Here is a 21,810-nt window from a genome sequence, read left to right as displayed (position 1 = left end):
GTGTTCTTCTGACATGATGAATCTACTTTCTTATCAATATGTCACTATGAAATGCATCCATGCTTTCCAGAGAATGGGCACAAGGGGAGCCCGCTTCCCGCATCGTCGCATAGGAGTGTTGCACGGGCATGGCATGGATCGAGACATGACAAGGCGGGGATACTTTGGGGAGCATCCCCGCCCTTGAGTCAGCGGCCTGGCTTGAAGAGTGAAAGCGCTGGCCTTGGCGGTTCGGATTCCTGTCTGACAGTTGAGCGGAAGGAGAGCAGGCTGTGGAATCCGAACCGTTGGATGTATCGGACCGCCTACTTGACGGTCACGGTGTAGCCCTGCTGTTCACCCTGCTCGGCCAGTTTCTTGCCGTAGTTCTCGAGCGCCTGCTCAAGGGTGATCTCCTTGGAGTAGGCCTTGGAGACCTCATCACCGTAGGAAGACTGGGCGAACGGGTTGTACGGCAGGTACTGGAACTTTTCGGTCGGGCGCTGAGCTGCTGCAGAAAGGACCTCGTTCACATTCTGTCCGCCGAAGTAGTCGTTGGTCTTCTTGTTGCCCTCGGTGGTCGGATCGATGAAAGCGTCAGACTGGAGAATCTTCTTCAAGGACGGGAAGGTGCCGGTGTCCGCCATCTCCTGGGCACCGTCGCCATGGGTCATGTACTCGACGAACTTGTAGGCTGCGGCCTGGTTCTTGGAGAGCTTGACGACGGCGAGTGCGGAGCCGCCATCCTCGGCGGAAACCTCCTGGCCCTCCTCCCACTGCGCAGCTGGGCGACGCGCCAATTGCCGGCCTGGTCGGGTGCACCGGACATGAGATTGATCGGCATCCATGCGCCGATGGTCAGCGAGGCGATGGTGCCGTCGTTGAGCTCGCGGTTCCAATCGTCGGACCAATTCGGGGTCTTGGTATCGACCAGGTCCTCGTCGATGAGCGTCTGGACGAACTCGATGTAGCGTTGCATGCCTTCGTCCTTGGTCATGTTGATGGTGATGTTCTCGCCATCGACGGTCCATGGCTTGGCGCCGGCCTGCCAGATCTGGGCGGTGAACGGCTGGTAGTCGTTCGAGGTGCCGGCGAGGTTGGTGATGTAGGAGCCGGTGGCGCGAATCTTCTTGGCGGCCTCGTAGTAGTCGTCCCACGTCTTGATGGATTCGCCGTCGACGCCGGCCTTGTCAAATACGGCCTTGTTGTAGAAGAACATCTCCGGGCCGGAATCGATGGGCAACGCGTAGGGCTTGCTGTTGTACTGGAGTTTGTTCCACGGGCCGGCCGCGAAATCATCGGCGAGCTTGTCGGCACCGAATTCGCTCAGGTCCACGAGACCATCGGTGACGGCGAACTGGGTGACGGTCGGGTCTTCGAGCATCACCACATCCGGAGCGCCGTTACCTGCGGCGATGGCGTTGGAGAGCGCGGTGGAGGTCTTCTCGGCGGTGCCGGTGTTGTTGAACTTGACGGTGATGCCGGGGTTGGCCTTCTCGAAGTTGGCGATGATGTCCTTCATCGAGTTGCCGGAATCCCAGCCCCAGAACACCAGTTCGGCCTTGTCGGCGTCGCCCTTGTTGGCATTGGCGTCCCCGCTGTCGCCGCAGGCCGCGAGACCGACGAGGGTGGCAACCGCTGCGGTTGCCGCAATGACCTTCTTGACGTTGCGCATGTTATTTCTCCTCCTACCCCATTGTTTCGGGTTATGTCTTTGGTACATCCGTGTACCAACACCTATGATGATACACCTGTGTATCAATATGTCAAACCGCGCGACACGCCTCATTTTCCTTCCCAAACCACGGGAGCCTCCGCATGCCGCAATGCCGAACACAACGCCGAATCACGATACTTGGCGGGGAACAGACCACTAGCGCCAGGATCTGAATCCTGCGAACCCTGGACCCCGGAACAGAGATCCCAATCCTGCCGCGTGCAGGTAAAACAGGCATCGTAAATAGGGACTGCAGGTAGAACAGTGCCAGTTAGAGGCCAATAATCCTCATAACTAGTACTGTTTTACCTGCAGCCCCTTTATTTGTACCTGTTCCACCTGCACAGAGTCGTCTTATTTGTACCTGTTCCACCTGCAGTGCCGCGCCGCACCATCAGAACCGACCATGTTGGCCTCGTAATTGTGTCTGTTTCACCTGCAGAAGAGTAATCAGAACGGCTTTGCGCCGGCAGTTGCAGGTAAAACAGGCTCCGTATCCGAAAGCAGTGTTGTGAATTATGCCGGCAGAAATCAATTCATGTCAATAGCCTGCGCCACCCAATCAACACCACACAGTCGACGCCACACAACCGGAACCACTCAATCGATACCACACAGTCGGCACCACCCAACCGGTACCATCAGGAAGCGCATGAGGGACACACACGCCGGAAGGCGCTTGCTAACGATACAGCGGCAGTACGCCCCGGCGTACAATCTCGGCGACCGTGGCCTCATCGGTAAGGTTCTCGCCCAAGAGGTTCGGCTTGCCTTTGCCATGCCAATCGGAACCGCCGGTGACCAGCAAATGGCATCGCCTGCATATGTCCAGCAGCCTGACGCGCTGATCGGGCAGGTTGCCGCGATGCCACACCTCAAGACCGTCCAAACCTTCATCCACCAGGTACTCTATCTGCGCATCGCTCAACAATCCGGGATTGCGGCTTCTGTCGCCGGGATGGGCGATGATGATCACCCCTCCGGCTTCCTTGATGGCCTTCACCACCTCATGCGTCGTGGGAGAAGGCGTCGGAATATAGTATTTCGATGCCGAATTGACAGCGTCGGCGAACGCCTCCGAACGATTCCTGTACACACCCGCACTGACCAAGGCGTCAGCGATGTGCGGGCGGCCGATGGTGGTGTTGTCCCCCTCCTTGACTTGCGCCAGCACCGACTCCCAGGAAATAGGCAGATCGCGGGACATCAATGCGACCATGCGCTGGGTGCGGCGCAGACGGGCCTCGCGCGTGGAGGCAAACAGCCGTACGATATGCGGATTGTTCGGATCGTATTGGTAGCCGAGCATATGCACCGACACATCGTCGTCGGTGGCCGTAATCTCCGTGCCCCGCAGCAATGGCAGCTGCACGCGACGAGCCGCGGCCTCGGCTTCGGTCCAGCCTGCCGTCGTGTCATGATCGGAAATGGCAACCCCGCTCAACCCACGTGCCATGCACTGCGCAGCCAGGGTCGCGGGAGTCTCCGTACCATCCGAAAACACAGTGTGACAATGAATATCCCACCCGGTGCTCGGCGGCGAATCAGGCATCACATATCCAGTCATACGTTCCATCGTAACCGCATGCACGCCATACCACAGCCAGATCGACGCTTCGCTCTGGGCGAGTTAACCGCGCAACGGCACGGATTCCGGCGACACCCACAGCTATCGTGGTGGACGATACCGAAAAACAGGGGGAATACCATGGCTCGCACGAACAACGACGAATACACCGACTCGCCCATCGACCTCGCTTCCAGCAACGTCGACGAAAACCCGGATTCCTCTATTGTCAATCCACTGACCGGATGGCGTCATAGCGCCACCTGGACGTATCTGATCATGCTGATCGCTTCGGCGATCGCACTGGGCACATCGTTCATCCTGTCGGCGGAAACACTGCAATTGGCCCGCCATCCCGACGCGCAACTCGGCTGTGACGTGAATTCGGTCATCTCCTGCACTACAGTGGCGCAATCCTGGCAGGCGGAGATCGTGAAGTTCGGAGGCCTGAGCTACCCGAACGCGTTCTTCGGCATCGCCGCCGAATCGGTGTTCATCACCATTGCGGTCATCGGCTTGGCGCGCGTACGGGTGCCGCGCTGGTTCGCGGCATGCACCTGGCTAGGCGGACTTGCTGCACTGGCTTATTCGTATTGGCTGAGCACGCAGTCGCTGTTCGTGATCCATGCGCTGTGCCCGTGGTGCCTGACCCTCATGTTCTCCACTACAATCCAGTTCATGGCCTTGAGCCATGCGACGGTGGCCGTGCAGAAGATGCCCGCATCGAAGACGACGGGAACGATTCCCAACGGGCTGAACAAGTATTACCGTCTCAATTTCGACCTCATGATCGATGTGCTCTGGATCGTGGCCATCGTCGCGCTGATCTTCGTGACCGAAGGTGCGGCACTGTTCGCCTGACCCCTCCCTTGGCGGTTCTTTGACGCTGTCGGCCGCCATTGCATGACATGACAATCGAACCCCCGCAGGATGTCCTTGTCGGAATCCTGCGGGGGTCTTGTCTCCCTGAGGGTGCCGTATCAGCCGGCGTACGGCTATCGCAGCACATCGATATCCGCCACCAGGGTGGCGGCACCGGTGAGCTTGACATCATGGTCGGAGACGTCCACGCGCAACGTGCCGCCCCGCACGGTGATATCCCAGTGGTCGATGCCGGTCTTGGCCCTGAGGACGATGCCCGTGGCGCATAATCCGGTACCGCAGGACAGGGTCTCGCCGCATCCCCGCTCGTTGACGCGCATGGTGGCCTCTCCCGAGCCGGCGGTGTCGTCAATGTCATCGACGCGCACGAATTCCACGTTCTGGTCGGATTCGATCTTCGGGTTCACTTCCGGCTTGGTCGCCAAGTCGAGCTCCTCGACCACCGGCAACGACGCGAATGCGTCCTCGATCACCGCCACGACGTGCGGATTGCCCATGTCCACGAACGTGCCGCGCGCCGAACCCGGAGTACCGGGGATGGTCACTTCGTAAGCATCCAAAGCACCAATCGCCCACTCCCCCATGTCGACTTGGAACACGTCAGCCCCATAGGGCTTCATATTGCCCTTCGGTGTGAGAATCTTGACGCCGGCACGAGTGCCCAGGCGGAACGGCTCGGTGGAGTCGGCGACGCCTTCGCGTTGGGCGAACAGTGTGATGGCGCGCGTGCCATTGCCGCACATCTCCGCCAGGGAACCATCCGCATTGCGATAATCCATGAACCAGCGGGCGCCTCCTGCGAGGGTTCGGGAGAGTTGCTCATCGGTGAGGTCGGATACGTGATCGGGCCGCGTCAGACGAATCAGGCCGTCGCCGCCAATGCCGAAGTGGCGGTCGCACAGGAATCGCACTTCGTCGGCAGTGGGCTCATATTCGCCGGACCGGTCAAGATACACCACGAAATCATTGCCGGTGGCGTGTGCTTTGGTTACTCGGTTCGGAAAACTCATGTCTGTTAAGAGTACTCTGGTAATGGCAAGGCGACAGTGCCGATTCCATTCCGGTGCACTCCGGTGCACTCCGGTGCACTCCGGTTCGCTCCGAGGTCTGCGGAATCCGCGACACCATGCCTTGGCCCATCGAGTCCATTCATCGGGAAGGATTGTGTCATGAGCTCCTCGGCGCCGATCGGCGTATTCGATTCCGGGCTTGGCGGCATTTCGGTCGTCCGTCAGATTGTGAAGGACATGCCGGACGAACAGGTACTGTACTTCGGTGATTCCGCCAATGCGCCATATGGCACGAAAACACCCGAACAGGTGAGGGCGCTGAGCTTCGCTATCATGGAGCGGTTTGTCGTCCAGGGTGTCAAGGCGGTGGTCATCGCCTGCAATACCGCGACTTCCGCCGCAGTGAATGACCTGCGCGAACAATACGATATCCCGATCATCGGCATGGAGCCGGCACTGAAGGTGGCCTGCGACAGAGGCGACGTGCCTTCGGATCCGCATCATATCCCCCAGCGCGTGATCGTCGCCGCGACTCCACTGACCTTGCGCGAACGGAAATTCGCCAAGCTGATGGAGCGTTTCGACTCGGACAACGAGATATTCAAGGAGCCCTGCCCCGATTTGGTGGAGATCGTGGAATCCGGGCAACTGGACAATCATCAGCTGGTGATGGATACGCTGCACCATTACTTCGACCGGTATGATCTGAACCGTATCGATTCGGTGGTGCTGGGTTGCACGCATTTCGTGTTCTACCGCGACTATTTCCGTGAATTGCTGCCGGATCGCGCTGCGATCATCGACGGCAACGAAGGCACGGTGCGGCATCTGCGCGTCGTGCTGGAATCACTGGGCGCACTGGCCCCCGAAGGCGCGGCCGGCGGCGTGAAGCTCGCCAATTCCGATCCCTCCGAACGAATCGCCGCACTCTCGCACTCCTTGCTGACCCGCTGACTCGCAATGCAGTCGGTTTCCCACCGTGTAGGGAAATTCCCACCGTGTAGGGATGCAAAATATAGAAATGGCGGAATTCCGCCATTTCTTATCCCTGCATCATGGGATTTTCCCTACATCATGGGGTTTTCCCTACATGATGGGGTTTCCCTACATCGTGGAGAGTTCGCTGCACGATGTAGGCTGGCGAAACGACTGGAGGCCTAGCGATAACCATGCAATGTGCCTTTCAATGCCTATCCAATTGTCCGACAAAACCGCGTAAGCTCTGAAATTGGTTATGAATATCGATAGGGGCTTTTCAGGGGAGGAATAAAGCTATGAAAACCGCGATGATCGACGTGGGCGGCGGATTCCGCGCGATTTTCGGTTGCGGCGTGATGGACCGCATGCTTGAGGACGGCATCGACGTGGACATGTGCTACGGCGTATCGGCTGGAGCCGCGAACATGACCTCGTTCATCGCCCGCCAGCATGGACGCAATCACACGTTCTATACCAAATACGCATTCCGCAAGGAATACGCGAGCGCCGAGAGCTTCTTCAAGAACCATAATTTCGCCAATCTCGACTACATTTACGGCACATTGAGCAATCACGACGGCGAGTATCCGGTGGATTTCGAGGCTTTTGAGGCGAACCCCACCGGATTCACCGTGGTGGCATGCAATGCCGAGGACGGTTCTGCGAAGTACTTCGATAAATCACGCATTCACTTCGACGACTTCGACGTCGTCAAGGCATCGTCCGCGGTGCCGGTGGCGTGCGAACCGTATGTGGTGGATGGTGTGCCATACTTCGATGGCGGCATCGCCGACCCGGTACCGGTACAGAAGGCACTGGACGATGGCTATGATCGCGTGGTTCTTATCCTTTCCCGTCTGCGCGATGAGGTGCGCCAGCAGCGCAAGGATCTGGCGCCGGCACGCATTCTGGAGCGCACGTATCCGGCGGCGGCCGAGCGGCTTCGCGAGCGCTACCGGACCTACAACGATGAGATCGAACTGGCCAAACGAAACGAGGCCGAGGGACGCGTACTCATCCTCGCCCCCGAAGAGTTGTACGGCCTCAATACGCTGAAGAAGAACTTCGAAGGTCTGGAAATGATGTACCGCAAGGGCTATGCCGCAGCCGAGACGATTCCGGAGTTCCTCGGCAAATAGGAGAACACCTCGAATTCCATCCACATATCCGTCCGGAACCCCAATCACCGACCTGGCTGACAGTCAGGCAAACAGGCATATCAGCGAATACACAGACTCTGCCACTCCAACTTTGGTATGTAGTCGCGGACTACCCCTCAGTCGACTGCGCCGACAGCTCCCCTGACAAGGGGAGCCAAACAGGCGATGCCAAAGTTCACAGAACCAATAACAAGCACGGGACTACCCCTCAGTCGACTGCGCCGACAGCTCCCCTGACAAGGGGAGCCTAACAGGCGATGCCCGATGCCCTGATCGCACAGCTGATGCGAATCAGCTGTACATACCGGGTTATCTGGTTTCGGAGGCGGTGAGCATGGCCTTGGTGACCTGCTCGTAGAGATCCTGGTAGCCGCCGGGCGTGGAGGCGGGCAGCACCACGGTCTTGGCGTTGTTGGATTCGGACAGCGAACGCATCACATCGAGGTATTGGTTGAACAGCACGACGTTGTTCACGTCGTTGATGTTCATGCCCACTGCCTGCAGACTCTTGATTTGGTCGACGATACCGTTGGCGATCTCACGACGGTAGTTGGCCTGACCTTCACCCTGCAGGCGGGTCTTCTCGGCCTCGGCGGCGGCTTGGGTCTCGATCTGGATGCGCTGGGCCTCGGCGCGCTGGCGGGTGGCTTCCTTTTCACGCTGCGCGGCGTTGATGGAGTCCATCGCGTTCTTGACCTGAGCACTCGGGTCGATCGCCGTGATCAGGGTCTTGACCACGGTGAAACCGAAGCGGCTCATCTCGTTGCCCACGGTCTTCTGCACGTCGAATGCCACATCATCCTTGCGGGCGAACGCATCATCCAGGCTCAGCGCCGGGATGGCTGAGCGCAGCGCGTCCTCCATGTAGCTGCGCAGCTGTCCGGCAGGATCACGCAACTCGTAGTACGCGGTGGCCACATCATTCGGGTTGACGCGGAACTGCGTGGAGGCCACCACAGTGACGAACACGTTGTCGAGCGTCTTGGTCTCCAATTGCACATTGAGCTGGTTGACGCGCATGTTCGTCTTCATGGCGATGCGGTCAACGAATGGAATGCGCATGTGGATGCCGGCGAACTGCACCTTCTGGAATTTGCCGAATCGTTCGATGATATACGCCTGCTGCTGCGGCACCACGAAAATCGCGGCGAACAGCAATGCGATGATGACTATCAATACAATCAGCAGCAACAGCATGCTTCCTCCCAACATGGCTGCGATGGTCATGCACAGCCCCCTTTCGTACAAGGTTTCTGCGCGGCATACCATTATGCCGTCGACCTGACAGTCACCATCCTATCAGTCGGCCGGCTACCGGAGAAGCACCACGCCCGTCTCATGCGGCAAGGTCCGCCCGGCCAGCGGGCCCGCTCCGACATAGTGGAACACCGGGATGCCGTAGCGCTTGGCGGCATCGGCGACCAAACGCTCCTCCTCGTCCCCCTTGACGCGGACGAATGCCACCGGCTGGTCGTCCGCATCGAAATCAATAGACAACGATTTAACATACGAATCGATGGCCTGGCGCTCGGATACGATGCGGTCTCGCTCGATGAAACCGCCGACACGGCGGAGGAACGCCGGGATGGACCCCACGGTATCGGGGACGGCCGGCTCCCCACGCCGTCGTTCGAACTCGTCCACGCGCGCGTCATGACGGACCAGGTCCGCCGGGATGTCATAGGTGAGCTCCAACACCCTGCCCGGCCCGTACAGCATCAGCTCCCGTTCCGGACGACGCACGAAACCATAGTGGAGATACAGGTGAACGGCCTGGGTGAGATTCAGTCCGGAGTTGATACCCACTGTGGAGAAGCCAAGCCCGCCGATCTGCGCGACCGCGAAATCCACAAGCCGATGTCCGAGCCCACGCCGGCGGGCGTCCGGATCGACGGCGAGCAGACGGAACATGCGCTCACCTTGATGGAAATGCCATAGCTGGTCGGCAGGGCCGAATGCCGACAACGGGGTGAGCACCACGCCCAGCAGACGATGTGCACGCGTGTCATCGGCGACCCAGATGTGCCATGCCTTGGCATGGCCGGCGATGTCACGCATGTCCCGCTCATACCGTTCGGACACGTCGATCACACTGGAATACGCGCGATACAGCACTTCGCCCACCGTGTCATATTCATGTGGCTCGGCTTCGCGGATGATGATGCCGTCTTCGGTCTGCAGCTGCGATGCGGCCATGATGCTCGCTCCTCGTTGGCTTGGTTGTCTGGATCTGTCTTGGTCTTGTTGCCGTTGTCGGCTTTCGACGGTCAGCCCGGGCCCGCGACGACCGCCGCAGGCCCGACACCCCTGTCAGTATGCGCTCTTGAGCAGCGCCTTGACGTCCTCACGGCTCAGGTTGGTGTAGTGACCCAGCGGATATCCGATGCCGCCGCCGATCTGGTCGAGCACCTCCTCGAAATCGTCGTTGGGCACGCCCTGTTCGGACAGACGGATCGGCACGTGCAGGTGGTTCACGATGAGATCCTCGAGCTTGTCCGCCAGCAGCAGCGCGTTCTCTTCTTCGGTATTGAGATAAGGGTCGGCACCGAAGACTCGTACCGCGAGTTTGGCGAATTTCTCGGGATTGCGGCTCGCTTCATACCGCACCAGCGCGATCAGCACCGCCGCGTTGCCTTCGCCGTGGATGATATCGTAGACGCCGCTCAGCGCGTGCTCGATGGCGTGGATCACGCCTTCATGGATGGAGTACCGCGGGCCGGTGGCATCGGCCGAGCGCAGCTGCGGGTTGACGTATGCGGACAGCCAGTGCAGATCGGTACGCGCCTGCAGGCTTTCCGGATTCTTGGCGAACCGGATGGCCGCGTCGTATTCGGCTCGGAACACGTTCTCCTCAAGCTGGTCGACGAGCGCGAGCGGCGCATTCGGCGTGAAGTACTTCTCGAGGTTGTGCACGATCATGTCGACGGTGGCCGCCGCAAGGTACCGGTATGGCGCGGTGCGCGAGTATTCGGGGTTGATGATGGTGAAGGTCGGCTTGATGGCGATGGGAGCGGCCCCGCCCTTGATGTGACCGTTGGTGATCACCGAAGCGAAGGAGACTTCGGAGCTGGTGCCGGGGATGGTGGAGATGGTGCCGACTCCGAGCACCTGGTGTTCCGGCTCCGTACGCTTATGGGTGTAGAAATCCCAGACGTCGCCGTCATAGTTCTTGCCGAGGGCCACGGCCTTGCCGGTGTCGAATGCGCTGCCGCCGCCTGCGGCGATGACGAAGTCCACGTCATGTTCGCGTGCCTGTTCGATGAGCGTGTGCACCAGCTCCAGCCGGGGGTTGACCTGCACTTCGCCGTTTTCGATGACGCTGATTCCCAGTTCCTTGGCGGTGTCGAGCACCTTCTGCCGGATGCCGAGCTCGTTGACGTAGTCGCCGCTGTATACGAACAGCAGTGACTTCACATGGTTCTTCTTCAGCAGGTATGGCAGCTTCTCCTCGGCTCCGACACCGAAGACGACTTCAGTGCCGGGAAGGTCGGCGATTCGGGTGGTGTACTGCTGGTCTGCGGGATTGTTGGACATGATGGTTCCTTTGCGAATGAGTATGTATCGATGATGTCGATGATGCGCCCGTCGAGAAATGACGGCGCCTGACTGTGCAGGACTGCGGTTGCAGTGATGGATGCCGCTGGATTACGGCGATGGATGATGATTCGGATTGTCGCGTGGTACTGGCGGTCACACGCCGGCGAACGGGAAGCCGTCGTCATTGGTGACGTATGGCTCGTCGGGCAGACGCGGCGTGGAGAAGTGCACGCCGTCGTCATGGCTGCGCTTGGCCTGATGGAAGTGAATCAGGCTCAAGGCCACGCCTGCAGCACCGACCTGATAGCCGACTTCCGCCTTCAGACGTCCCACATCGCGCAGCGCGTAGGATTCCGTGTACCAGCGGCGTCCGAGCTTGTCGGACCAGGAGCGGATCAGCAGATCGTCGGCCTGTGCGCTTGCGGCTTGGAACCACAGCTCTTCGCCGGTTTCCAACCACAATGCGGTGAACGCCTCCAATACCGCGGCACCGCCGCAGCATTGGGACAGCAGCCAGTAGTTGTCCTGGGCGAGACGACCGGGAACACCGCTGCGGATGAGTCCGCGTCCGAATCGACGTGCCCAGCCGATTGTGTCTGCGGGGTCATCGCTGATGCGGGCCACCGCCGTGTAGATGCGGATGTATCCGGAGGAGCCGGAGCACAGGCCGAAACGCGCCTGACCGGATTCGTTGAGGTTGCGTGAGATGGCACTGTCCCCCACCACGATGGCCTTGGTCTTGACGGTGTCCAATGCACGCAACGCGGCTTCTTTGAAATCATCGCGGCCGGTGGCCAGCGCAAGGTTCGAGAACGCCAGGGCGATGCCGTCGCCGCCTTCGAGGAATCCGTCGATCATGGCCTTATCCGGGAATGAGGCGTATCGCTCGCTCATGTCATGCAGATGCATGTATGGCCAATGCGAACCGTCGTCGTCACGGATCTCCTTGGCGAGCAGGTCCTCGCCCGCCTGAACGGCGACATCGGTGTAACGCTGTTCGCCGAGCGCTTTGCCGATGGCAAGCAGCGCGTTGAGGATTCCGGCATCGCCCCAGAGCGGCGACAGGCCGGTCCATCCTTCACCGGGACGATACCGTTCAGCGAGCGCGTCGGCGATGTTCACCGCCAACAGACGCCAACGTTCGTAACGGGCCGCCGCTTCAGCCACCACTGCGGCGATGCCTGCAAGCCCGCCGCAGTATCCGGTGTCCGGGTCGACCGAGATGAATTCATGGTCGGGCTCGGTCAGGATGCTCCAATGCGTCTCCAGATACGAGAGCGCCTTGTTCAGTCGGTCGAGATCGCCGTCTTCGGCGAGTTCGCTGTTCAGCTTCGCCAGTTGGAACCAGGCGACGCCCGCTGCGCCGGTGTACAGGGAAAGCGGGCCGTAATTGGCTCCCCATTCCTCGTGTTCCGGCCAGGTGACGAAGCTGCCGTCCTCCTTCCATGAGCGGTCCACGTACTGCTGCGCTTCCGCTACCGCCTGTTCGATGGTGGGCAGTTCGCTGCCCGGGAACGGCTTGCCGTCATAGGTGGGCCTGAGATTCGCGATGGTCAGTGCCGGTTCGCTGTGTTGCGGTTCGTTATGTTGTTGTTCGGTCATGAATCTTCCCCCAAGATTGTGATCGTTGTGTAAGTTCAGTTTTGGCAAACGATGCGGATTCCGTTTAGAAATCGTGCTACGCCGGCAGCTTCTCCCCCGCGGTCACCGCCACGTCGAGCCTGTTCGATGCCGGAGCCAGCGGGCAGGTGGCGTATTCGCTGTAGGCGCATGGCAGGTTGGTGGCGCGGTTGAAGTCGATATGGTCAATGCTCTCCGGTTCGCTCACGTCAAACGTCAGCACCCTGGCGCCGCCATAGCTTTCCTTGCCGGAGGTTCCGTCGCGGAACAGTACGAGTCCCTGGCCATCCCCATGACCTTGGAACACGACGAGCCGCTGCGGCTTGCCCTCAAGTTCGAATTCCAACTCGCCGATGGCCTGCTCCACATGGTTGAGGTAGTCGAGCGAGGCGTCCACGGTCACATCGCTGACTTCGGTGTATGGCTTGTAGGTTGCGGGAACCACCCAGCGTTTGCTTGGCTCGAAGGCCGGAGTGCCCTTGAAGTTCACGCGCTTGGCCGCCTGCGGGTTGCGCACGCGCACGGCGTATTGGTTTGGGCCACCGAGTCGCTTGATGAGTTCGGCATGCACGTCGCGGTAGACCACGACAACCACATTCGCGTCCTCGGCAGGTTCCGTGATGAACCCGCGAGGACCGCCCAACGGAAGGTTGTTGACGGTGACGACTTTGCCTGCGGCTGGCGTGTAGGTGACCGTGTCACCGGCCTGTGACCATGACCCCGGGAAGTCCGAGACTTCGATGGTATTGCCGTCCTTCAGCCAATTGAGGCTGGTGATGGACAGAAAACCGTATTCCGAGGCGAACCGTTCGTCCTTGTCCTGGTGCCACTGGCGCCACTCTTGGACGAACTGGTCGTCGCCAAGCTCCTCGATCTGCTGGTATGTGCTCATGGAATGAGTTCCCCTTCTCGTTTGGCAATGCTCTTCATGGAGATGCCGGATGATTGTTGAGAGAATCAGAAGCCCCAACTTCTGATGGTTTGTACTCTACGCCATACTTCACCAGGAAAACACCACGACGCCATATGAAAAACTTATGCTCTGTTACACTGCCGAATGCCGGCAGCCAGCCAGCATATGTCATGCGCAGCAGTCGCCTGGCAGCAAACACAACGAGGGGCTTCACACACGTGAAGCCCCTCGCGAAACCGCCGGGAAACAGCTACGCCAGACCAATCAATGCCGCAACCAAACGGTCCGCACCCTCGCGCAGATCCCGTTCGGGCAGCGCGGAGAATCCGATCCGCACATGGTCCGCATAATCGCGATGCGCAGGGTCCCGGCCCGGTTGTTCCGGAGCGAACGAATCGCCTCGGGTCACCAGCACATTCTGGCGCGCCAGAGCGTCCTGCACATGCGGATCATCAATCCGTATGCCTTGAGGCAATCCCAGCCAGAGGAAGAACCCGCCTCGAGGTTCGTCGAACGCAACGGCATCGCCGAATCCGGTTCGCAATGCCGAAGCCAATGCTTGTGCACGGCCTCGGTAGAGAGCACGTTCGGCCTCAAGCAATCGATCAAACCAATACGGCTCCTGCAAGAGACAAGAGATGGCATACTGTCCGAGTGCCGTGCTGTTGCCGTCCACGCAGGCGCGAATGGCACTCATTCGCCGCACTGCATCGCTTGAGGCGATCGTCCACCCTACACGCCATCCGGGTCCCAGCGTCTTCGAGAACGTGCCGATTTCGTAGAGCGGCGAATACCGTTCCGCGTGGCGGTAGTCATCCGGGAAGCCGTCCGGCTCATGATCGAACCACAACTCTCGGTATGGATTGTCCGCGATAACCGCGAATCCGTATCGATCGGCGAGCGCAAGCAGTCTGCTCTTGTGCTCGGCTGAGGTCAGGGTCCCGGCAGGTTCTGGAAATCGGGAATCGTGTAGAACAGTTTGTACCGTCTGCCTTCGCGCAACCGCTGCTCCAGCTCGTCCAGATCGATGCCGCCCGCATGCAGTGCGATGCTTTCCAGACGTGCCCCGGCTCTGCGGAAGATGTTGAGCGCGAACGGAAAAGTAGGACTCTCCACCAACACGGTGTCCCCGGGGTCGATCAGTGTCTGCGCTGCGAGGAATATGCCGTTCATCGCGCCATTGGTGACCAGTACATTCTCCACCGGAACCCCTCGCCAATGCGCCACCTGTTCGCGCAGCTCCTGGATGCCGAACGGCGAGACATACGACACCGAGGAGAACGCGGTGGCAGGATTGCCCAGCACCCGCCCGACTGCTTGACTATACGACTCATAGGGCAGTATGTCGGCTGCAGGCACGCCTCCGGTCAGATTGACCAGAGGCACATCACCCACGTGGTCCCGATTCAGCGGAAGGAACGGCGGCGCGCCCAGATTGTTGGCGATATGCGAATATGCTGCATAAACGCTCATAGCCACTTCCCCGGGTTGAGAATGCCTTGGGGATCGAGCGCATGCTTGATGGCCCGCTGCAGTTCCAGATTGCGCGCGCCCAGCTGTAGGGGCAGATAGTCTTTCAGCCCCAGGCCTATGCCGTGCTCGCCGGTGATGGTGCCACCAAGTTCGAGCGCACGGATCAACAGCCGATGGCGTATTTCGGACAGCACCGCCGGGGGCTCGCTCTCCTCCTCCCGCCGTCTCGCAAGGAACACGGCGTGGACGTTGCCGTCGCCGATATGCGCCGCCAGCGAGAACCCCACACCTTGCGACTGATGGTTCACGGCCTCCGATTCGATGTCCCGCAGATACCTGGCGGCAACCGAAAGGGGAACCGCGGCATCCACCTCCACCAGCCAGCGTGGATGGTCCGAGGGCGGGATGGCCCGTCCGCTGGTGCGCAATTCCAGGAATGAGGCGACTTCATCCTCGCTTGGGGCGATGACGCTGGCACCCGTGCCGCGCAACGCTTCGCACACCAGATCGCGTTCCTGCGCGCTCGCCAACCCATCGGTTTCGACGACCAGCATCCATTGCGCATCACCCACGGCGGGGATGTAGGCATCCGGATACGTCTGTATGTACGGCACGCCCATCAGGTCGAACGTGGACACCTGCACGGCGACGCCCTGCACCGCGTCGACCGCTTCGCCCACTTCGGACAGATCATCGAGGAACGCAATCGCCGCCGACGTCGAAATCGGTTTGGGCAGAAGCTTGAGGGTGGCCTCGACCACGACGCCCAGCAATCCTTCCGAGCCGGTGAACAACGAGGTCAGATCCAGCCCGGCCACATTCTTCGCCACACCGCGCCCGGTGTCGATGACGGAACCGTCCGCCAGCACCACCTTCAATGACAGCAGCGACTGGCGGGTGGTGCCGTATTTGACGCAGTGGAATCCCCCTGCGTTCGTAGCGATGTTGCCGCCGATGCTGGAGAAACCGGCGCTGGCGGGATCCGGCGCATAGAACAGTCCGCTCCCCTCCAGATACCGGTTGATGTCCGCCGTGACCACTCCAGCCTGAACGGTTATGGTGCGGCTGACCGCATCAAAGTCCACAATGCGCTTGAGATTGGTGGTCAGCAGCAGGATGCCCGGCTGTGATGGCGCGGACAAGCCGCCGATACCGGAGCCCTCGCCCCTGGTATACACCGGCACGCCAAGCGATGATGCCAAGCGGAGCACGGCGCTGACACCTTCGACGCTGTCCGGCAGCGCGACGGCGTAGATTTCTCCCACGCCATCCTGCCGAGAACGCCGCTGGATGGCGTCAATCTGCGCGGGATCGACGACCAATTGCCCCTCCGGCAGTATTTCAGCCAGAAGCTCCACGACTCTTTTCGAATCGAGTGCCAGGAGATCGGCAGTCTCCGCTGCCTGAATCACTTGCTCTTGGATATTCGTCATGATGTTCCCCAATACATCCATAATGAAGGCACGATGCCCGATGGAATCGATCTGGTCCGAGTCGAGGCGACCGCCCTTTCCGGTCCGCCTCGCCGTTTCCCACGCCGTTACCGAGCACACTGGAATCCACACCCGGATTCCACACCTGGAATCCGCGATAATCAGCGCCCGAGCCGCCCGCCCGGTATCGCGGCCAGTAGTTTGCGCGTATAGTCCGCCGTGGGATGATGCAGCACGTGAGACGCCGCGCCCTCCTCGACGAGATGGCCTTTGCCGATGACGGCGATACGGTCGGCGATGTTCGATACCACCGCCAGATCATGGGAGACGAACACATAGGTGAGTTTCAGATCCCGTTGCAGCGTCGCGAGCAGATCGACGATCTGCGCCTGGACGATGACATCCAGCGCGGACACCGGCTCATCGAGGAACAGCACCTTGGGTTCGACGGCGAGGGCGCGGGCAATGGCCACGCGCTGGCATTGACCGCCGGAAAGCTCCGTGGGCTTCGCGGTCAGCACGGATTGCGGCAGTGCGACAAGGTCCAGCAGTTCGCGCACTCGGTTGGCGCGCGAACGGCCGTCTCCCACATGGAAGGCCTTCAACGGCTCACTGATGCAATCGGCGATAGAGTATTTCGGGTCGAGCGAATCGAAGGGATTCTGCTGTACGAGCTGGAAATCCCTTCTCGCGTTGCGCAACCTTGCTCCACGCAGTGTGGAGAGGTCGTTCCCGTTGACTTCCACGGAACCATTGGTGGGCGAGGTGAGCGCCAAAGCCAGTCGCAGCAGCGTGGTCTTTCCGGATCCGGATTCGCCGACGATCGCCAGGGTCTCACCTTTGCGGGCAGTGAGCGTAACGCCATCGACCGCCTTGAACACCCCCGCCGGCGTATACCCGGTGCGGTAAGTCTTGGTGACGTCTTTCCATCGGACCGCAACCTCGGGTTCCGGTGCGGCTCCGCCGGTCAAATGCTCACGGCCGGTTTTTGTCGGGATGTCCTCACTGCGGAATGACGGCGATGCGGCGAGCAACGCCTTGGTGTAGGTTCTCCCCGGATGCCCAAGCACATGTCCGGTTTCGCCGGTTTCCACGAGCTCGCCGTTGTGCATGACCAGCACGTCATCGGCCCGGTCCGACACCACAGCCAGATCATGGGTCACCATCAGGGTGGCGATGTTGCGCGCCTTGCCCAACGTCTCGAGGACGTCGAGGATCTTCTTCTGCACGGTGACGTCAAGCGCACTGGTGGGCTCGTCGGCCACGATCACCTCGGGATCGCTGGCCAATGCCTGCGCGATCAGCACACGCTGCTTCAATCCGCCGGACAGCTCATAGGGGTATTGGCGTGCGCGCAAGGCGGGTTCATCGATGCCCACCTCCTCCAACAGTTCAAGGACACGAGACTGCTGCGCCCGCCTGTCGAGGCCGCTATGGTGCAGACGGACGATCTGTGCGACCTGCTCGCCGATACGCATGGTCGGATCGAGGTTGCTCTGGGGGTCCTGCGGTACGAATCCAACGATGCGGCCACGCACTTGGGCCCATTCCTTCGGCCCGGCATGCTCGAGCGCATGCCCGAGAAGGTTGAGGGATCCGGTCACTTCCGCGCTCGCAGGAAGGATGCCCAGCAATGCCTTGACCACTGTGGATTTCCCTGACCCCGATTCGCCCACGATGGCCAGCGTGCGGCCGGCCTTCAGCTGCAATGAGATGTCATCCACGGCCGTATGGGCTCGCCCATGCGCATGGTAGGTGACGCTCAGGTGCGAGATCTCGCCGACCAGTTCGCCTGTTGTTGCCTCGCTCATAGGTTGCCTTTCTTCTTCAATGATTGTGCGATGACGGTGATAGACAACACCGTGAGCACCACGGTCAGACCGGGCAGCAGCGGCACCCACGGGCTGGTGACGAGATAGCTGCGGCCGTCGTTGATGAGCGAACCCCATTCCGCAGCCGGCGGTCTCGCACCGAATCCAAGGAAGCTCAGCGTGGCGACCGCCATGATCACGCTGCCGAATTCAAGCAACGCCAGCACGGACACGGGTCCGATGGCATTGGGGATCACATGCTTGAACACAATGGAGGCCACCGGCACCCCATTGACTTTCGCCGCTTCGATATACGACCGCTCCCGCACCTTGAGCACCTGGGACCGCGTGGTGCGCGCGAATCCGGGCAGGATGCCGATGCCAATGGCTATGGCGACCGGAGTGGTGCCGAACCCTATGGCGGTGACGATGGTGATGGCCAGCAGCAATCCAGGAATGGACAGCAGTACATCCACCCCGCGCATGAAGAGGGCGTCAAGCACTCCGCCGAAATAACCGGCGATGACGCCCAGCAGAAGGCCGCCGAAGAACGCGATGGACAGCGATACGAGACTCGCCAGGATGGTGGCCCTGCCGCCGTAGAGCACGCGGGTGAACAGGTCACGCCCCACCTGATCGGTGCCGAACCAATGCTCGGCCGAAGGCGCGAGCAGCTTGTCCGCAGGATTGGTCTTATACGGATCTATCCGCGTGAACAACTGGGGAAAAGCCGACGAGACGATGACGAAGGCCAGGAAGACGGCCGACAATACGACGAAGAACCGTTTGGTGATGAAGCCGGTGATGCGATTGGCCACATGGTGTCTGGGCTGCGGTATGGCGACGCCCAATACCGGCGACTCAGTAATACTGATGCTCATTGTGCCCCCTCCTTTGCGAATGTGTGAGATGCGCGGATCGAGCACGGGGTATATCAGATCCACGATGAGATTGATGACGACGAACGCTGCGGCCGCGAGCAATACCACGCCTTGCACCACCGGGATATCCTGGTTCTCCACGGACTGCTGCACCAGCATGCCCACGCCTTGGCGGGAGAATACGGTTTCAGCCACGATCGCGCCGGTCACCGTATGCCCGACGACCAGGCCGAGCATGGTGAACGCCGGCAATGCGCCGTTGCGCAGCACATGGGTGGCGATGATGGTGCGGTAGCTCAGACCATGCGCTTTCGCCGTGGTGATGAACTCCTCATGCAGCACTTCCTCGAAGCCGGTGATGAGCAGTCGGGAAAGCAACGCCATCATGGGGATGGACATGGTGATAGTCGGCAATATCAGGGTCTGCCAGCCTTCGGTTCCCACTGCCGGCAGCAATCCAAGTCCGAAGCTGAACACCTGCATGAGCAGCAGGCCGATCCAGAACGATGGTACGGATACGCCGAGCGTGGGCAGCATGTTGATGAGGCTTCGGATCCAGTCGTGCCTGGTGTACGCGGCGAAGAAGGCCAGCAGGAAGGCACCGATGAACGACACCACGATGGACAGTCCGCTGATGACCAGCGTGTTGGACAGACGCTGTGCGATGAGCTGGCTGACCGGAAGTCCCTGCATGTATGAGGTGCCGAAATCGCCGTGCAGGGCGTTGACCAGCATCGTGAAGTATTGCTGCAATGGTGTCTGGTCCAGGCCGTACTGGTGTTTGACCGCTTCCAGCTCGGGTCCGCTGATGGTGCCGTCGGGGATGCCTCTGGCGTGCAGGATCAGATCGATGGGGTTGGCGGGCAGGAGATTCAGGATGATGAAGGTCACCGTATAGGAGGCCCACAGCACCACCACCGCCTGCACCACCCTGCCTGCCACATAGAGAAGTTGATCTTTCATATTGTTCCAATCCGGGTGTTATATGCGGTATGCCGGCTAACATCTTTCGCCAGAGGTTCGTTGACGAATTCACTGCCCTTCAGTCCCGCTTCTCGGGACGGCTCCCGGACAAGGGGAGCCGTCAATATAATCAACGAATTTCTGACGCAGGGTATTAGCTCAGCCAGGTGTCGTACAGGGAGATGAAGGATTCGGCGGTGTAGCGCACGCCGTGCACGTTCTTGGCGAGGGCGAGGTCGCCGGTGCGCTCGTAGAACGGGATCTGGAGGTACTGGTCGGCGAGGTACTGTTGCAGTTCCTGATAGATCTTGGTGCGTTTCGCGGTGTCGCGTTCGGCGATGCCGGCATCGAACAGTTCGTTGAGTTTGGCGCGCTGCTCGTCGTCGGCGATGTTCCATCCGCCTCGGTTGCCCTTCTCGCTGCGGATATCGATCAGATTGCCGATGGCCGAGGGGTCGCTTCGCGTGTAGGTCCAGAGCATCGACAGATCGTAATCGTTGGTCTTCTCCTTGTTCACCGAATCCGCATAGGTGCCGATCTCGATCTGCAGGTCGATGCCGACCTGGCGGAACTGGTCGACCAGAAGATCCTGGCCGGCGTTCTTGTTGTAGTCCAGCCATACCAAGGTCAGTTTCTTGCCGTCCTTGTACCGGTAGCCGTCATCCTTGAGCCTCCAGCCGGCCTTGTCCAGCAGTTTGCCGGCCTGCTCCGGATCGTACTTCACCGCTTCGGGCGTGGCTTGGAAGCTCGGTGTCGTGGCGCCGAGCACGCCCTGCACCAGTGGGTAGTCCTTGCGGAAGATCGTCTGTGCGTACGAGGTGCGGTCGATCGCCAGTGACACCGCCTTGCGCACGTTGATGTCCGTCAGCGGACGTCCCTCGGTGCGCGTGTTCGGATAGATGTCGTATGAGGTGCCTGGGAAGGCTCGGGTTTCGATGCGCCCGCCTGCCGCTTTGATCTGGTTCGCGTCGTTCTCGAGGATTGGCACCGCAGACGAGGCGAGGATCAGGTCGGTCTGTCCGCCCACGAAGTTGCCGGTGCGTACGGAAGTTTCAGGAATATATGAAACTTCGATGCGGTCGAGGTAGGCGTCGCCCTTCTGTCGCTTTTCGAATGGTGAGGGTGTTGTGTATCCCTTGCGCTTGGTGAACGTGGTTTTGCTGGTGATGTCCCACTGCTCCAGCACGAACGGACCGGTGCCGTACAGGTTCTCCCCGTGGCAGCGCTGCTGCGGGGTCTGATCGAGAGAGGCCGGCGCGATGATCGCCAACGTGGTGGTGGCCGTTGCCTGCAGGAACGCGGCGTTGAACTTGGAGAAATGGAATTCCACGGTGTCGTCATCCACTTTGCTCACGGATTCGAGGCCTTGGATGTAGTTGCCGCCGGCGGTGCCCCAGCCTTCCTTGACGCCTTGCAGATCGGTTTCGAAGTTCTTCACCACGGCGTCCGCGTTGAATGCCTCCCCGTTGGAGAAGGTCACGTCATGCTTGAGATTGAACGTGTAGGTCTTGCCGTCCTCGCTGAGCGTCCAGTCGGTGGCAAGCCACGGCTTGATCTCGCCGGTCTTCGGATCCTGATCGGTCAGGGATTCCGCGAACTGGCGCACCAGCGTACGCGATGCGGTCCATGATGTCTGGAATGGATCGATGCAGTTGAGGATCTCGGTCGGTTCGGCGATGCGCAAGGTGCCGCCCGAGACCGGATCGCCAGCCGTCTCCTCGGCGCCATTCGTCGCCGCGTTTGCGGCGCTGCCGCAGCCGGAGAAGACCAGCAGTCCCGCGATCGCCAGCGCCACAGCTTTGGTTCGTACGGCTTTGGATCGGCCAGTGCCGGCCCGCCTCGAGATACGATTGTCCCCCATAAGATAATTCCCCTTGATATTGCGA

The 21,810-nt window shown here is 60.4% G+C and carries 16 protein-coding genes and 1 pseudogene; 3 read left to right on the top strand and 14 right to left on the bottom strand.

All coding sequences use genetic code 11. The features are described from left to right. Window positions 1-305: 305 nt before the first annotated feature. Together BREU_RS04270 and BREU_RS04265 are read right to left on the bottom strand one after the other, a co-directional pair. Window positions 306-1,654, bottom strand: a pseudogene (locus tag BREU_RS04270) (ABC transporter substrate-binding protein). A gap of 724 nt (window positions 1,655-2,378) precedes the next feature. Continuing rightward, a complete protein-coding gene (locus tag BREU_RS04265) occupies window positions 2,379-3,272 on the bottom strand; it encodes a PHP domain-containing protein (protein ID WP_081886541.1) in 894 nt (297 codons plus the stop codon). Window positions 3,273-3,404: 132 nt separating this feature from the next. Between BREU_RS04265 and BREU_RS04260 the strand changes: the two genes are divergently transcribed. Further along, on the top strand, window positions 3,405-4,124 hold the full coding sequence (locus BREU_RS04260) for a vitamin K epoxide reductase family protein (protein ID WP_044090023.1): 720 nt from the start codon (window positions 3,405-3,407) through the stop codon (window positions 4,122-4,124). A 134-nt stretch (window positions 4,125-4,258) separates the two neighbouring features. Here BREU_RS04260 and dapF read toward each other — a convergent pair whose 3' ends face one another. Beyond that, window positions 4,259-5,155, bottom strand: a complete 897-nt coding sequence (dapF, locus tag BREU_RS04255) for a diaminopimelate epimerase (RefSeq protein WP_044090024.1) — start codon at window positions 5,153-5,155, stop codon at window positions 4,259-4,261. Window positions 5,156-5,314: 159 nt separating this feature from the next. Here dapF and murI point away from each other — a divergent pair, with 159 nt between their 5' ends. Beyond that, entirely contained in the window at window positions 5,315-6,109 is a 795-nt protein-coding gene (murI, locus tag BREU_RS04250) for a glutamate racemase (RefSeq protein ID WP_044090025.1), read from the top strand. Window positions 6,110-6,429: 320 nt separating this feature from the next. Beyond that, window positions 6,430-7,272: a patatin family protein gene (locus BREU_RS04245; protein ID WP_044090026.1), complete on the top strand. Its 843-nt coding sequence runs from the start codon at window positions 6,430-6,432 to the stop codon at window positions 7,270-7,272. A gap of 330 nt (window positions 7,273-7,602) precedes the next feature. Here BREU_RS04245 and BREU_RS04240 read toward each other — a convergent pair whose 3' ends face one another. The 11 genes from BREU_RS04240 to BREU_RS04190 all read right to left on the bottom strand — a co-directional run bounded on the left by BREU_RS04240 (window position 7,603) and on the right by BREU_RS04190 (window position 21,785). Further along, window positions 7,603-8,490: an SPFH domain-containing protein gene (locus BREU_RS04240; RefSeq protein WP_375137574.1), complete on the bottom strand. Its 888-nt coding sequence runs from the start codon at window positions 8,488-8,490 to the stop codon at window positions 7,603-7,605. Between the two features lie 114 nt (window positions 8,491-8,604). Continuing rightward, entirely contained in the window at window positions 8,605-9,489 is an 885-nt protein-coding gene (locus tag BREU_RS11210; protein ID WP_052382028.1) for a GNAT family N-acetyltransferase, read from the bottom strand. 114 nt (window positions 9,490-9,603) lie between these two features. Beyond that, window positions 9,604-10,827: an iron-containing alcohol dehydrogenase gene (locus tag BREU_RS04230; RefSeq protein WP_052382027.1), complete on the bottom strand. Its 1,224-nt coding sequence runs from the start codon at window positions 10,825-10,827 to the stop codon at window positions 9,604-9,606. Window positions 10,828-10,983: 156 nt separating this feature from the next. Then, window positions 10,984-12,432 (bottom strand): lanthionine synthetase LanC family protein, encoded by a 1,449-nt coding sequence (locus tag BREU_RS04225; protein WP_044090029.1) that lies wholly within the window; start codon window positions 12,430-12,432, stop codon window positions 10,984-10,986. Window positions 12,433-12,508: 76 nt separating this feature from the next. Continuing rightward, entirely contained in the window at window positions 12,509-13,342 is an 834-nt protein-coding gene (locus BREU_RS04220; protein ID WP_044090030.1) for a DUF1684 domain-containing protein, read from the bottom strand. 271 nt (window positions 13,343-13,613) lie between these two features. Further along, window positions 13,614-14,300, bottom strand: coding sequence for an aminotransferase class I/II-fold pyridoxal phosphate-dependent enzyme (locus BREU_RS12525; protein WP_081886548.1), 687 nt, complete (start codon window positions 14,298-14,300; stop codon window positions 13,614-13,616). Beyond that, the gene (locus BREU_RS12520; protein ID WP_052382025.1) at window positions 14,297-14,836 is read right to left on the bottom strand and encodes an aminotransferase class I/II-fold pyridoxal phosphate-dependent enzyme; all 540 of its coding nucleotides are present in this window, start codon (window positions 14,834-14,836) and stop codon (window positions 14,297-14,299) included. The genes BREU_RS12525 and BREU_RS12520 overlap by 4 nt, the downstream gene beginning before the upstream one ends. After that, window positions 14,833-16,269 carry an FAD-binding oxidoreductase gene (locus tag BREU_RS04210; RefSeq protein WP_161788313.1) on the bottom strand — a complete coding sequence of 479 codons (1,437 nt, stop codon included), beginning with the start codon at window positions 16,267-16,269 and terminating at the stop codon, window positions 14,833-14,835. Before BREU_RS04210 ends, BREU_RS12520 begins: the two co-directional genes overlap by 4 nt. Window positions 16,270-16,430: 161 nt before the next feature. Continuing rightward, window positions 16,431-18,080 carry a dipeptide ABC transporter ATP-binding protein gene (locus tag BREU_RS04205; RefSeq protein ID WP_044090031.1) on the bottom strand — a complete coding sequence of 550 codons (1,650 nt, stop codon included), beginning with the start codon at window positions 18,078-18,080 and terminating at the stop codon, window positions 16,431-16,433. Next, on the bottom strand, window positions 18,077-19,924 hold the full coding sequence (locus tag BREU_RS12225; protein WP_202962216.1) for an ABC transporter permease subunit: 1,848 nt from the start codon (window positions 19,922-19,924) through the stop codon (window positions 18,077-18,079). The genes BREU_RS04205 and BREU_RS12225 overlap by 4 nt, the downstream gene beginning before the upstream one ends. Window positions 19,925-20,078: 154 nt before the next feature. Further along, window positions 20,079-21,785 carry an ABC transporter substrate-binding protein gene (locus tag BREU_RS04190; protein ID WP_052382023.1) on the bottom strand — a complete coding sequence of 569 codons (1,707 nt, stop codon included), beginning with the start codon at window positions 21,783-21,785 and terminating at the stop codon, window positions 20,079-20,081. Window positions 21,786-21,810: the final 25 nt, after the last annotated feature.

This window comes from Bifidobacterium reuteri DSM 23975 (genome assembly GCF_000741695.1).
Lineage (GTDB): Bacteria > Actinomycetota > Actinomycetes > Actinomycetales > Bifidobacteriaceae > Bifidobacterium > Bifidobacterium reuteri.
The sequence above is the reverse complement of the archived record's forward strand: the minus strand, read 5'-3'. Positions and strand labels throughout refer to the sequence as shown.